At 34.7% G+C, this 14,873-nt stretch carries 10 protein-coding genes; all 10 read left to right on the top strand.

The window, feature by feature from the left end; all coding sequences use genetic code 11:
* The first annotated feature begins 44 nt into the window (after positions 1–44).
* The 10 genes from Ana3638_RS25345 to Ana3638_RS17440 all read left to right on the top strand — a co-directional run bounded on the left by Ana3638_RS25345 (position 45) and on the right by Ana3638_RS17440 (position 14,259).
* On the top strand, positions 45–779 hold the full coding sequence (locus Ana3638_RS25345) for a hypothetical protein (protein WP_246240334.1): 735 nt from the start codon (positions 45–47) through the stop codon (positions 777–779).
* 26 nt (positions 780–805) lie between these two features.
* Positions 806–1,225 carry a hypothetical protein gene (locus Ana3638_RS25340; RefSeq protein ID WP_246240331.1) on the top strand — a complete coding sequence of 140 codons (420 nt, stop codon included), beginning with the start codon at positions 806–808 and terminating at the stop codon, positions 1,223–1,225.
* Between the two features lie 249 nt (positions 1,226–1,474).
* Positions 1,475–2,884: an ABC transporter substrate-binding protein gene (locus tag Ana3638_RS17475; RefSeq protein WP_161839182.1), complete on the top strand. Its 1,410-nt coding sequence runs from the start codon at positions 1,475–1,477 to the stop codon at positions 2,882–2,884.
* Between the two features lie 61 nt (positions 2,885–2,945).
* Positions 2,946–3,845 carry a carbohydrate ABC transporter permease gene (locus tag Ana3638_RS17470; RefSeq protein ID WP_161839181.1) on the top strand — a complete coding sequence of 300 codons (900 nt, stop codon included), beginning with the start codon at positions 2,946–2,948 and terminating at the stop codon, positions 3,843–3,845.
* On the top strand, positions 3,845–4,663 hold the full coding sequence (locus tag Ana3638_RS17465; protein WP_161839180.1) for a carbohydrate ABC transporter permease: 819 nt from the start codon (positions 3,845–3,847) through the stop codon (positions 4,661–4,663). Before Ana3638_RS17470 ends, Ana3638_RS17465 begins: the two co-directional genes overlap by 1 nt.
* A gap of 88 nt (positions 4,664–4,751) precedes the next feature.
* Entirely contained in the window at positions 4,752–6,995 is a 2,244-nt protein-coding gene (locus Ana3638_RS17460) for a glycosyl hydrolase family 95 catalytic domain-containing protein (protein ID WP_161839179.1), read from the top strand.
* Positions 6,996–7,391: 396 nt separating this feature from the next.
* Complete coding sequence (locus Ana3638_RS17455) at positions 7,392–10,187, top strand: bifunctional diguanylate cyclase/phosphodiesterase (protein WP_246241169.1); 2,796 nt, start codon at positions 7,392–7,394, stop codon at positions 10,185–10,187.
* A gap of 393 nt (positions 10,188–10,580) precedes the next feature.
* Positions 10,581–10,811, top strand: a complete 231-nt coding sequence (locus Ana3638_RS17450; RefSeq protein ID WP_161839177.1) for a hypothetical protein — start codon at positions 10,581–10,583, stop codon at positions 10,809–10,811.
* Positions 10,812–11,053: 242 nt separating this feature from the next.
* Positions 11,054–11,863, top strand: coding sequence for an SWIM zinc finger family protein (locus tag Ana3638_RS17445; RefSeq protein WP_161839176.1), 810 nt, complete (start codon positions 11,054–11,056; stop codon positions 11,861–11,863).
* Entirely contained in the window at positions 11,803–14,259 is a 2,457-nt protein-coding gene (locus tag Ana3638_RS17440) for a DEAD/DEAH box helicase (protein ID WP_246240329.1), read from the top strand. Before Ana3638_RS17445 ends, Ana3638_RS17440 begins: the two co-directional genes overlap by 61 nt.
* The last annotated feature ends 614 nt before the right edge of the window (positions 14,260–14,873 follow it).

Raw genomic sequence — 14,873 nt, 5'->3', positions numbered from 1 at the left:
TGTAAAGTTATAATAGAAAAAAATAAGACAGGAGATTAATATATATGATGTATAAACCGAACTGGGAAGAAACTAAGGCAAAATGGACAAATTACTGGCAGCATAAGAATACCGGCAGGCCGCTTATGTGTGTAGTAGCCAGAAAACCGGAGATTGAGCATTTATCAGATAACAGACCTACCGAGGGCGGTTACAGGGATGTTATATGTCAGGGAAAATATTATAATCTGCCGGATGACCTGCGTTGGAAGGACATGGAAGATAAGTATCAGAATGCGGAGCGTATCGTAAAAAGATACCGTCATTTTTGTGAAAACCATTTGTTTTTAGCAGAAAGTTTCCCTAATTTAAATGTTGATTTTGGTCCAGGCTCCCTTGCTTCCTATATAGGTTCCGATATCGGATTTAAGGAGGATACCGTATGGTTTAAAGAGTGCCTTGACGATTGGGATGGGGTAGAGGAATTCCGTTTTGATCCGGAAAGCAAATGGTTTAAAAAGCATATTGAACTTGTTAAAGAATGCCGTAAAATTGCTGGTGATGATTTTTATGTAGATATGCCGGATCTGATGGAAAATGTAGATGTACTTGCCTCTATGCGTGGAGTTCAGAATTTACTGTTTGATATGATTGATGAACCGGAATTAATTGAAGAACGTGTAAAACAGATTACAAATATCTATTATGAATATTTTGACCGTTTTTATGATATTATTAAAGATGAAGAAGGCGGTAATGCCTATACGGTATTCCAGATCTGGGACCGGGTAAAACAGTAAAGCTCCAGTGTGACTTATCCGCATTAATGTCACCGGATCAATTCCGTGAATTTATTTTGGAATCCTTAAAAGAACAGGCTGCGAAAGCGGATTGTGTGTTATATCATTTAGACGGGCCGGATGCCATTAAACACATGGATGCATTAATGGAAGTGGAAGAGATTGATGCTCTGCAATGGACAAGCGGAGATATGGGCCCGGATGGTACCCTGGAAGAATGGTATCCTATCTATGACAAGGCTATTATGGCCGGAAAATCCTTATGGGTTAAGGTATATTCCGGTGAGTTTGAAGATTGGATTAAAAATGTAGACAGAATCGTAAAGCGTTACGGATCACACAGTTTATTTTTATTTTTCCCGGAAATGTCATTGGAGCAGGCCAATATACTGATTGAATACGCGGATAAAAACTGGAGTGACATACAGGGGACCATTCATAAATAAGAAGTAAAAAAATAACATATTAAATAAAACAATACTAAAAATGTGATGGTATCTAAGCAATATCCATCACATTTTTTTAATTACTAACATGTTATATAGGCACATTATTTAAAGTAATCGTAAGATAGTATACAAATATGTTAAGATAGTCCAAAATGTATCTCAAAAAGTGCATAGACTTTTTATACTCGTTTCGATAAAATTTAATTACCATAAAACGTTTGGTAACCAAAATACAGGAGGTATTTTATGAAGAAGAAAGTGGCAGCATTACTATTATGTGTACTAATGGTTGTTTCTTTATTATCCGGATGTTCGAAATCTTCCGGAACAAAAGACAAATCTGTAAGTTCTAGTTCCGATACAACTTCGGAGAGTAAAACAACTACGGAAGAAACACAAAACACGGAAACAGAAACCCCAGATGTAACGGATCAATTTGCCGGAGAAGAATTAAGCATTCTGGTATCGGCAGGTTGGATGGACAATCGTTATGATGCATCCATAGAACGTTTTGAAGATACATATGGTGTAACCGTAGATCTTCAGACTATTCCGGCAGATCAGTATTCCGATGTATTGCAGGTTAAATTAACATCCGCATCCACACCGGATATTTTCTGGATTCAGTCCGATCCATTTGCAATCGGTTCCCAGATTGTAGAACCGGAGAAATATTGTATCGACTTTACCGGTGCGGAATGGGCGAAAAAAATACCTGAGACAAGACTTCAGTCAGGTATGTACAACGGAAAATTATATGGATTACAGATCTGGCATAACTCACCGGAATATGTAATGTTATATAACAAGACACTGTTTGAAGAAAATGGGTGGACGATTCCAAAAACCTATGCTGAATTAAAAGATCTTTGTGCGAAGATTGCAGCTAAAGATATCACACCATGGTTTATCCCCGGTGCGGATGGCTGGCAGCATCAGTTAGCATTTTTTCAGATCGGTGGAGTATACGAAGCAGCAACACCCGGTTTATATGATGGTCTGAACAATAATACGGCAACCTTTGCAGGAAATGAAAAAATGTTAGAAGTATTGGGACAGTTTAAGGAATTATCCGATGCAGGATATTTTGGCGAAGACTGGATTGGTACGGACAGTACTAATATGTCCAATGAATTTGGTGACAGAAATGTAGCTATGGCAATGGCTAATTCCAGCTTTATTAAACAAATTAAGGATGATACCGGAACAGCAGATGAATTTGGATTATTCTTAATTCCCCTTGGTGATAATGACACATTCCCTACCAATCCGGGCGGTCCTACCATGTTTGGTTCAACAGCAAGTAAACATCCTGATCTGGTAAAAGCATTTTTTGATTTCTGTACACAGACAGAAACATTACAGGAAATCCTTGATAATTCACCTCAATACACCAATCTTGACGTAATTGATGATCAGTTACAGCAGCACTGGTTACCGGAAGAAGAAGAATTCATGTCAAGTATTCCGAAAGAAAAAATGCAGACAGGTGTTCTTCAGACTGCTACCAAATACACCAATAGCTACTGGATGGATTTTGGAGCTGACATGATAGCATTCTGCCAGGATTCCATTGAAGCTAATGATGTACTGAAAAATATGGATACCAATAGAGCGGAAGCTGCAAAAGTAGCAAAAGATCCTAATTGGAAATAGTTTAAAACCAGAATTATATAAATATGGGGCCGGCGAAAAATTCTATTTTTCAAAGGCCCTATTGGAAAAGAGGGTTAGCAGTGAACAAAAAAATATATATCCGCAGTGGTTTTTAATTATCCCTTTAGTACTCTATGTTTGCTTTTATTTACTGCCTAGTTTACTTGGTATATTTTATTCTTTTACGGATTGGAGTAACAGAACATTATCAAATGGAGTACATTTTGTAGGCTTACAAAATTATATTGATATCTTTACCTCCAATAAAAATTATGTATTAGGTATTTCCCATACCGTTGTCTTTACTATTATATCAAATATCGTTAAATTAATACCTGCTCTGCTACTTGCAATTATGCTGCAGGAGGGACTTAAGGGAAAAGGATTATACAGAACCTTGTTATATCTGCCATCCATCCTTCCTTTTGTAATTATAGGCTTAGTATTTAAGTCAATTTTAAATTATAATACCGGTTTATTAAATGCAATTTTGGATGCTTTGCATCTGGGAATATTAAAACAAAAATGGCTGTCTGACTTATCTGTAGTGTGGAAATCTATTTATGGCGTAGATGCATGGCGTGGTATCGGTTACGTAATGACCATCTTCTTGGCCGGTTTAAATACAATACCAAAATCTTATTATGAAGCGGCACAAATTGACGGAGCAAACTTCTGGCAAAGGCTTGTTCATATTACTCTTCCCATGTTATCAGGGGCAATCATGATTAACCTCGTCTTCGGTATTACTTATGGATTAAAAGTTTTTGATATTATATATGTATTGACAAATGGCGGTCCGGGTCATGCCACAGAAGTATTAACAACCTATTCCTATCAGCTTTATTCCAGCGGACAATACGGTATGTCTACCGCACTGAATGCAATTCTTTTGATTATTACGGCAGTTATCGGTGTTCTGGTAGTTAGGGTTATGAGTAAGAAGGAGGTGCAGCAATAATGAGTAAAATAATTAAAACGGTTTTAAAACAGATTGTCTGCATTCTATTAAGCCTTACCGTAGCAATACCTTTCTATATGGTACTCATTAACTCCTTTAAATCCAAAGGAGAAGCAGCCAGAATGAAACTATCCCTGCCTACCGAATGGTTTTTCAGTAATTATACCGAAGTAATACAGCAGGGTAAATTAATTCAGGGATTTTCCAACAGTCTTACCTATGCATTAGTTTCTACCGTAGTAGGAGTTATCTCCTGCGCCATGGCTTCCTTTGTTATGTGCAGAAAGCGTACTAAATGTAATATGTTTTTGTACTACTTTATCTTATGCGGTTTGTTTTTCCCTGTAAACTACGTTACTTTGGTTAAGGTTCTTGACGTTGTTAACTTAACAGATTCCAGAACAGGAATTATTATAACCTTTACCAGTGCAATGATACCTTTTTGTGTATTTACCATACGAAACTTTATTTTATCCATACCGGTTGAACTTGATGAAGCAGCGGTTATTGACGGTGCAGGGCCTATAGCTCTATTCTTTAAAATTATCATGCCGCTGTTAAAACCTACTCTGATAACCTGTTTTATTCTTCAGTTCATGGGAGTTTGGAATGATTTCCTGACACCTTTATACTTATCCAGCCAGAGTAAACTCTTCCCTATGACAATGGCGGTTTATCAGTTTTTTGGTAAAAATAAAAATTATTGGAACTATATATTTGCCGATATTATTCTAACCTGTATACCGGTTATACTGGTTTACTTAATCGGACAAAAATATATTATCGGTGGTATGACCTCCGGAGCAGTAAAAGAATAGACCGCTGTGTCAAACTTAGTCACTAAGTATAAAATTTCAGGGATGGCAGTTCAGCCAATCCCTGTTTTTATAAGGAGAATGAGGAAAAATGAATATATCAAGTAAACAGCCTGCTAATAAATGGAGTGAGGGTTATCCACTGGGAAACGGGCATATGGGAGCGATGATATCATCCGGTAATCTGGTAAGCCGTATTGACCTGTCTGAAAATACATTTTACAGCGGTGAAAAGAGCAGTAACAATAATCAAAAAGATGCTGAAAAAGCCTTCTATAAAATGCGGGAGCAGGCAATCATAGGAGATTATGAAAAAGTTCATAAAATCGCTGAAAAATTTATCGGAATACGTAAAAATTACGGGACCAATCTGCCGGTGGGTTATCTTCAGATAGATTATGGGGCCTCACCTGAAGAGGTCTCCAACTACGAAAGAAATCTAAATATTATGGATGGTATAGCTGATTGTACTTTCAGTATAGGGCAGGATACGGTAAAAGAAGAGGTTTTTGTTTCCCATCCGGATAATATTATGATATATCATCTGGTTTTTAGAGAAAACCGTAAAATCAAAATTACCTTTCACCCGGGAAACAGCTTTGGTGATACGGAATACAGTGAGAACTCCCTGCAATTTACCTGTTTTGCATATGAAACGAAACATTGTGATGAATTAAGCGGAGTTATGCTGGCTGGTTACGGGCATGTTATTACCGATGGCATCTGTGACACTGCGTTGGATGGACTTTATATCAGCAATGCCAGGGATATACGACTGTATTTCTATATGAATACTGACTTTAAAAGAGAGTTTAGTTCAAAAGAAATAGGACGTATAAAATTAAAGGAAGAAGTAAAAGAGCAAGTAAAGAATTGTATGGATAAAGAATTTGCTAAAATACGAGACGAACATATAAAAGATATTAGAAAACTGATGGAAAGAGTTCATCTTAAACTTTCAGGGAAAGATTCCCTTGTCGAAAAAATTCCGCTTCTTTTTCAGTATGGCCGTTATCTATTACTATCAAGTTCCAGAAATGATTCCAGGCTTCCGGCTCATCTCCAGGGAATTTGGAATGATAATGTAGCATGCCGTATTGGTTGGACCTGCGATATGCATTTGGATATTAACACACAGATGAATTATTGGCCAGCCGAAATAACCAACCTTACTGAAACTGTAGAACCGCTGTTTGACTGGATCAAGGATGACTTATCCCATTCCGGAGAAATAACAGCCAAAGAATCCTATGGACTGAATGGCTGGGTAGGTGAACTTGTATCCAATGCCTGGGGATATGCCGCTCCTTATTGGGCTTCGCCGATTGCACCCTGCCCAACCGGAGGTATATGGGTGCTCATGCAGTTGTGGGAGCGTTATCTGTTTACGGAGGATGCGGAATTCTTGCGTAATACCGCATTTCCGCTGATTCAATCGGCTGCAGGCTTTTTTAACCGTTATGTTTTTGAAGACGAAACAACAGGATACCTCACCAGCGGTCCTTCCATATCTCCGGAAAATAGCTTTTTATATAAGGATATGCCTTTCCAGATCAGTAATGGCTGTACTTATGAAATACTTATGATCCGGGAATTGTTTCAGGTTTATCTGGCTTCCTGCAGTATCCTTCAGTTGGAAGATTCCGTGCTTTACAAGGAGGTAAGTGAAAAACTTCCAAAATTAATGCCATATCGGATTACTAAAGAAGGAACCATAGCAGAATGGAGCCATAAGTTACCCCCAGTAGACCCGCAGCACAGACATACCAGCCATTTACTCGGATTGTTCCCGTTTTCACAGCTGACTTTAGAGGAAACACCTGAATTATGTGAGGCTGCCAAGAAAACGATCGACGGAAAACTAATACCGGAAGAAAACTGGGAAGATACCGGATGGGCAAGGTCAATGCTCATATTATATGAAGCACGACTTTCTAATGGTGACGAAGCATATATGCATATAAAAAGCATGACCAGTCATCTGTTAGAACCAAATAATCTCGTCTATCATCCCCCCACAAGAGGCGCTTATGCTTTTGACCACGTATATGAGTTAGACGGAAATACCGGTCTGACTACTTCCATAGCTGAAATGCTGCTGCAAAGCCATAACGGAATTCTTCGCTTGTTGCCTGCACTGCCGGAGGTTTGGGAAACGGGAAGTGTTACCGGGCTTCTTGCAAGAGGAAATATTACCGTTGACCTTTTTTGGGAGAATGGTCAACTTAAGTTTGCAAAGCTTCTGTCAAAGAAAGACAGAAAGTGCCAGGTATCCTATAAAGGTGTTAAACAGGAAATTAATCTTATAAATGGCATCCCCTATATTTTCAGTTAAAAATAAACCGGAAGAAACACGCTTTGCGAGTTTCTTCGGTTCGCGTGCACGTTCGAATTATTACAAGCAAGCTTGCTAATTCTCACTTTGCTTTCGCGGAAATTAACAAAAGCATGCGTGATATTATGTGCATGCTTTTTGTTAAATTTAGAAATCATAAAATTCCGGGATGGTTTTACGAAAGAGTACTTAAATCTTGAAAAATGAACATTTTACTTTTAATACGATTGCCATATAATTGTTAATGTAATATAATAGAGAAAATAGTCATTTTAACAAAAAATATTTAAAATTAACTCTGTTAATTAGAGAAAATTATCTTTTTATTTTTAATTAAAACCGAATATGTCTATATCGTTTACAATAAAAGAATAAAAGGAGACTATTAATTTGGATATGACGTATAAAGAAGAAAATGGTAAGCTTCAGAATGAGTTAACTGAAAAAAATAATAATGCGTATAAATGGATTAATCCGATCTTTCGTGGAGAAAGGGATAGCCAGACGCAATTATTTAACAAAAAAACAGTAATAAATAAAATCGAAAAGCATCTGATAGAAAGTCTGAATAAAGATTTCATTGGAAATCATTCCTTTCTGTTAATTGATATTGACAATTTAAAAAGGATAAATGAAACCTGCGGACATATATATGGTGATATTGTTCTTGAAACATTTGCGGCATATTTAGCTCAATCGATAGAGGAAGAAGATATAATAGGCAGAATTGATGGAGATGGATTTGTAGTAATACATAATAATATAAAAAGTCAGGATGATATTTTTTATATAGCTGAAACCATATGCAGTCTTGTAAGAGAAAAGCTTCCGGGGCTAAAAGCAGATGTAAAGTTAACTGTCAGCATTGGGATCTCAATCTTTCCCAAGGATGGGACAACTTATGAGGAACTGTTTCAAAAAGCAGATATTGCATTAAACAAAGCTAAAATAAGCGGGAAAGATAAATTTGTCCTCTATAATTCCGAGCTGAATAGTAACATCTTTGAAGGTGAAATGGAACAGAAGAGAAATAAGAAAAAGAAAAAACAGAATTATGAAGATATCTTAGATGCGGAAAAAAGGTTATTAAACTACACATTTGATATTTTAAGCGAAGATAATTCAGTTGAAGTATCAATTAATAAAATATTTACTGAAATCGGAAAATTTTATAATTTATCCCGAATTACCATATTTGAAGATGAAACAATAAATCAAAAAGCAAGAGTATCTTATGAATGGCTTAATGATGGAATTTCTCCCTGCATACTTATTCCGGAAACCGATTCACTTAGCCAACAATATAAAAGTATATTTACCAATAACAGTATTTACTATTTTGATGATATAACAAAGGTGGATATTAATCCGGAGTTAAAACAGCTTTATGAACAAATGGGTATAAAGTCATTCGTGCAATGTGCCATTTATGATTCCAATCAATTTATTGGAACCATAAATTTTGAAGATTGCGAAAGAACCCGTATTTGGCCAAAATCCTTGTTAAATACCCTGTTAATCATCACGAAAGTTGTAAGTAATTATATATTGCAGCTTCGTAATAAAGAAGAATTAAATAATGAAATTTTCTTCACCCAGGCGATGTTAAATAATCAAAAGCTAAGTAATTATGCAATAAAAGCAGGTACATACGAACTGTTATATGTCAGCGAATATACGGAAAAACTGTTTCCTAATGTAAAACTGGGAGAATTATGTTATAATGCCATATTCGGCCGCAGTAAACCATGTGCTGCCTGCCCTTTAAATGGACTGGATCATGCAAATAAACGCTATTCAGTTGAAGCTTATAATAAAAAATTAGGTGCATGGCTTAGTACAACAGCTTCGACTGTAGATATGCCAAACGGACAGAAGATGAATCTGCTTTGTTCCTCCGATGTAACCGGGTTTATGGAACGGGTAAAATCCAAGGATAATTTAACAGGTTTACTTACATTGTCCAAATTTGAAGCAGAGGCAATGAAACTAATTGCCAGTTCAAAAGAGTTTCAATATGCTATTGTATATTCTGATTTTGATAAATTTAAATACATTAATGACGAATGGGGATATTCAATAGGTAATGATATTTTAAAATTCTACGCCGAAAAAATATCCAAACATCTTTATCCTATGGAATTATTCTGCCGGATTAGCGGGGACATATTTGTTTGCTTACTTCTTTATAAGAACAAAGAAGAGATCTTAGATAGAATAAAAATCATATTTCAAGCCATAAATCAGGATTATCGAACTTATTTTCCTAAAATTAATCCGATTATAATCAGCGGAATTTATTTTATGACGAAAGAGGATAAGGTTTTAAGTATTGCTATGGACAAGGCAAATATGGCCAGAAAAAGATTAAAAGGTTTTCATAAAAGTACCTTATCCATCTATGATGAGAACTTACATAAGACCATTACCAAAGAAAAAATGATTGAAAACAGGATGCATACGGCACTTACGAGTCATGAATTCATCGTATACATGCAGCCGAAAATTGAACTAAGATCCTTAAACATCACCGGTGCAGAAGCTTTAGTAAGATGGAAAACCCGTAATGGAGAGATTATGAATCCATCGGAGTTTATTCCTATATTTGAGAAAAACGGTTTTATATTGGAGTTAGATTTTTATGTTTATGAAGAAGCCTTTAAAATGTTGAGAAGATGGCTGGATATGGGAAAAAATCCGGTAATCATATCCGTAAATGTATCCAGACTTCATATTGATGACGATTTATTTATCCAGAAGCTGGAGTATTTAATTCGTAAATATAATCTGCCCACGAACCTTATTGAAATAGAAATCACAGAGAGTATTTTCTTAAATGGATTAGACCGTTTAAAAAGATTTTTGGGTAACCTGCGTGAAAAAGGATTTCTTATTTCAATAGATGATTTTGGTTCCGGATTTTCATCCTTAAATCTGTTAAAAACTTTACCGGTTGATATTCTTAAGCTGGATAAAGACTTTTTAACCTATGATGTTATGGATGATAAAGATAAGATTGTTATTGCTAATATTATTAATCTTGCCAAAGGGTTAGGATTAAAGGTTATATCGGAAGGGGTAGAAACACTGGATCAGGCAAGATTTTTGAAAGAGAATCACTGTGATATGGTTCAGGGTTATTTTTTCTATAAACCTATGCCAATGGAGGAATTAGAGAAATTATTGTTTTAATAGGGTAAATGGTTTTAAATTGCAGTTTTAATTGACCTGTCACAAGCAGATTGTTTTTATTGTGACAGGTTTTTTTATCTTATTACGAGCAATTTGTTTTATTATAAGAAAACGCCTGAAAGAGAAACATGTTAATTCATGAAAAAATATTTCTTATAAAAATATTTCTTAAAGAATCTAGTTTCGTAATTTCTCCTTATGATACAATAACAGGGTTAATAATAGTATTTAATAATACCATATTTATATTTTCTAAAACTTTTTTTAAAAAATTGTAAGAATTGTGAAACTTTTTTAATGTTTAAATCGTTTTATATATAGATAAAATTTTTTGTTAAAAAATTAATAAGTTTTTACTCGTAATAGTATTAATTGGAAGCATAGGAGTTAGTTATGAAAGAAATGATATCGGCAATTCGAAAAAGTAAATATCATAAATTAATCAGCGGTACTTTATTTGCAATTCTGGCATTTCCGTTTTTTATTTGGGGAATTTCAATAATAATACTCTCGAAAGGAACCTACCTGGAATTAGTTATAGCGTTACTTGGTATAGTGATTTGTTTAATATCCGGACTGTATTCTATGTTTCGGAAAGATAAAACAGTCAAAGCCGCTTGTTAAATCCTTATTAAGGTTTGAATCCGTACTGGCTGTATTAATTTTGTTTTATATAAGCCTAATGATTTTTCTAATTTCCTTTCTTAATATTAAATCTCAATCTTTCATCTTCAGAAATTCAATTCCGCTATATATAAAATTACTTATATATTTCTTTGTAAAAATAGGAATAAACTTAACATTTATCCCAAAATTGTGGTATAATAATAGGATGCAAAGATTGGACAAGTAAAAGGAGTTACGAAATGATACGATTATCCAGAATGGGAATAAGAAATTTAGCAGCAAGTGAAACCGTTTATGCAAGAGGGTTGCAGGATTACAAACAAAATCATGTGGTGAATGCCACTTGGTCCAATTCTAAACAGCAATATCGTATTACAGTCAGGGAAAATTTTGAATATTTGGTTACGATTCATGTTTCCCCTGATGGATCATTTGAACATAAATGTAATTGTTCGGAACATCTAAAGGAAGAGGGTGCGTGCAGACATGTAGTAACTGCACTGTTTTTCGTTTTGAATTATGTGGAACGTTCTCTTATGGAAGAACCGGATAATCCGGCTGAAAAAACGGTTTATCAGATTCTCGGATATTTCAGTAATCAGGAAGATAGCGTAATGCAGGGGGAAACTTACCATATCAAAGTATCGTTATCTATTCCGAACATCTTACGTTCTGAAACCGGTTCTGCAATTCTTTCTCTGCGGGTGGGAAATCATCATTATTATAAAGTACAATCCATAAAAAAATTTCTAACAGATTTCTATAATAAAGAAAATATTATGTTAGGAAAAGAGTTTAAGTTCATACATGGTGAGAGTAAATTTGATAAACAATCAAAAAAAGTACTGGATTATATACTTCAAATATATGAAATCCAGGAAGCTATTGATAAATTATTTTATTCAAAACTATTTGCCAAATCCAATATCATTTTAACAAAAATATGTTGTTTCGCCTTTTGGATATCATGGAGGATAGTCCTTTTGATTTGGAATTATACGGAAAGGAATATGAAGATGTCATATATACGGCTGCCAATCCGAAGATAGAGTATGATTTATCTTTAATCGATGACGGAATTGTTATGGATTATCATGGTAAATACAGCGTAATTCCCATAACAGAAGCAGGTGAGCTGCTTTTTTACAATGGCTGTATCTATAAACCGACCAAGAGGTTTTTAGGAAATTATCTGCCTTTTTATAATAATCTGGGGGCTAAAAAAGAACCCTTAATTTTTAAGGGGACTAATAAAAACAAGTTTTTAGAGGTAGTACTCCCTAAAATAAGTGAGACAATGGAATTAACCGTACCGCAGGAAATTAAAGACCGATTTATTACTGAAGAATTAAAACCGGTTATTTATCTGGATAAAGTAAAAAATTATATTCAGGCAGAATTAAGATACCGTTACGGAGAACACGAATTTAACGCTTTTGAAAATGCTCCCTCCGATAATTTTATTATTATCCGCCAACCCCATAAAGAAGATTATTATATTGATTATCTGGAAAGGATTGGATTTCAACCAAAGCAACACGGCTTTATCATGCGTAACGAGGACGAAATCTATGATTTTTTAATCAATCACATTCATGAACTGTCGAAAGAATGTGAATTATATTATTCCGACTCATTTAAGAAGATTAATATAAAATCTCCGGGTAGTTTTAAGGCTGGTTTAAGGGTAAGTAATGGCCTAAATCTCCTTGAAATGGACTTAAATTATGAGGAAGTGCCCAAAGAAGAGTTAAAAGATTTATTTAAATCCTATCGTATGAAGAAAAAATACTACCGCTTAAAAAACGGAAGTTTTATTAATCTGGAAGAGGAAAATATAAAAGAAGTATGGGATATATTAAGTTATCTGGGAGTATCCGGTAAAGAATTAAATAATGAAACGATTGGTTTATCTAAGAATAAAGCTCTCTACCTTAACAATGTATTCCAGGAAAAAAATCTCGAAGTGGAGAAAAATGAGGATTTTTCACAGTTAGTGGAAAAAATATTAAATCCGAATATTACGGAATACGACATTCCGGACGGAATCCAAGCTGAACTTCGAGGATATCAGGTTACCGGTTATAAATGGCTTCGTACCTTATCGGAAAATAACCTTGGCGGAATACTGGCAGATGATATGGGATTAGGTAAAACCTTACAGACCATTGTTTATATAGCTGCAATTAAAAAAATAATACAATCCGCCAAATTTTTAATAGTCTGTCCTTCTTCTCTGATTTATAACTGGCAGGACGAACTCGAAAATTTCGCACCTTTTCTGACCTCATACGTTGTTACAGGGACTCCAAAGGAACGTAAGGAATTAATTGAATCAGAAGAGAACGTGGATATTCTGATTACTTCTTATCCCCTAATGCGCCGGGATATTAATTTATATCAAAAACTGCGTTTTCATACGGTATTTATCGATGAAGCACAATATATTAAGAATGCAGATTCTCTTAATGCTAAATCCGTCAAATTGCTGGAGGCGGATCATAGGTATGCACTAACAGGAACCCCAATTGAAAATTCCTTGTCTGAACTATGGTCAATTTTCGATTTTATTATGCCGGATTATTTATTTAGCCATACAAAATTTATGAATCAATATGAAAAACCCATCCTGAGATTGGAAGAGGGGGTATTAGAAGATTTAAACAGACGGATTCTTCCTTTTATCCTGCGCCGTATGAAAAAAGATGTATTACAGGAATTACCGGATAAAGTCGAAACTAAAATGCTAAATGATATGGTGGAAGAACAGAAAAAAGTCTATCTTTCTTATGTTGAAAGTGCTAAAACGGAATTAGATAATGAAATTAAAGAAAATGGATTAGAAAAGAGCAAACTTAAAATACTTGCAGTATTAACAAGATTACGCCAGATCTGCTGTCATCCGGGTACTTTTATTGAGAATTATAGCGGCGGAAGCGGTAAGTTAGAATTATTGATGGAAATTATTACGGATGCTATTGCCAATGAACACCGCATCTTAGTATTCTCCCAATTTACCTCTATGTTATCCATCATTGAAAAAGAATTAAAAACTCAGAATATTCCCAGCTTTTATCTGGAGGGTTCTACTAAAGTCCAGGACCGGAATGATTATGTGAAACGGTTTAACCAGGGAGAAGGGAAAGTCTTTTTAATTTCATTAAAAGCCGGCGGAACAGGCCTGAATCTGGTTGGAGCGGATACGGTAATTCATTATGATCCCTGGTGGAACCCGGCGGTGGAAGATCAGGCCACGGACCGTGCTTACCGAATCGGTCAGGTAAATTCTGTTCACGTTATTAAATTAATAACAAAGGGAACGATTGAGGAGAAGATATATAAACTCCAGCTTAAGAAAAAGAATTTATCCGATTCTGTAATCCAATCCCAGGAAGTATTTATTAATTCGTTGACGAAAGAAGAGCTGGAGGATATTTTCGGGTAAGGATTCTCTTTCTCCTGAAGCAGATCTAATCTTAAGATGGATTCCAGGTGAAAAATAGATCTTATATCTTAAATATATCTTAATTTGTACTTGATTTTATATTTTAAATAGTACTAAGGACTTCTCATTTGTATATTTGTTATTATTACTAATTCATTATACAAAAGGGAAGCCCTTTTTATGTTGTTTATTTTTAAATCTTGATGTTTAAGATAAATAGAAACGATAGAAAAAGCAAAGTATTTGTTTCACAGCTAATTTAATATGATATAAACTTTTGCTAATATAAATTTTTTTATCATAGCGAAAAAGTTTATCCTTTCATATACTTATATAATACCATAAAATAAAATATATTTTAAGCCTATATTTTGCCTGAGGTTTTGAGTAATATAGTTATGTAATGTAATAAGTAACAGGTAACATAGTAAGTAATGTAATTAGTAATATAGTAAGCAATATAGTTATGTATTATCGTATGTAATATTATAATTAATCTGGTTAATATTCGCTAAACCTAATGTTATAAATAAGGGGGAGGGAAGTATAATGATAGTAGGATTGGCTAAAAAAACAGCCGTTGAATGGGTTAAGCAGCATGGCAGTAAGGCAGG

It is taken from the genome of Anaerocolumna sedimenticola (assembly GCF_009931695.1).
GTDB classification, from domain to species: domain Bacteria; phylum Bacillota; class Clostridia; order Lachnospirales; family Lachnospiraceae; genus Anaerocolumna; species Anaerocolumna sedimenticola.
This window is presented reverse-complemented; position numbering and strand designations above follow the sequence as displayed.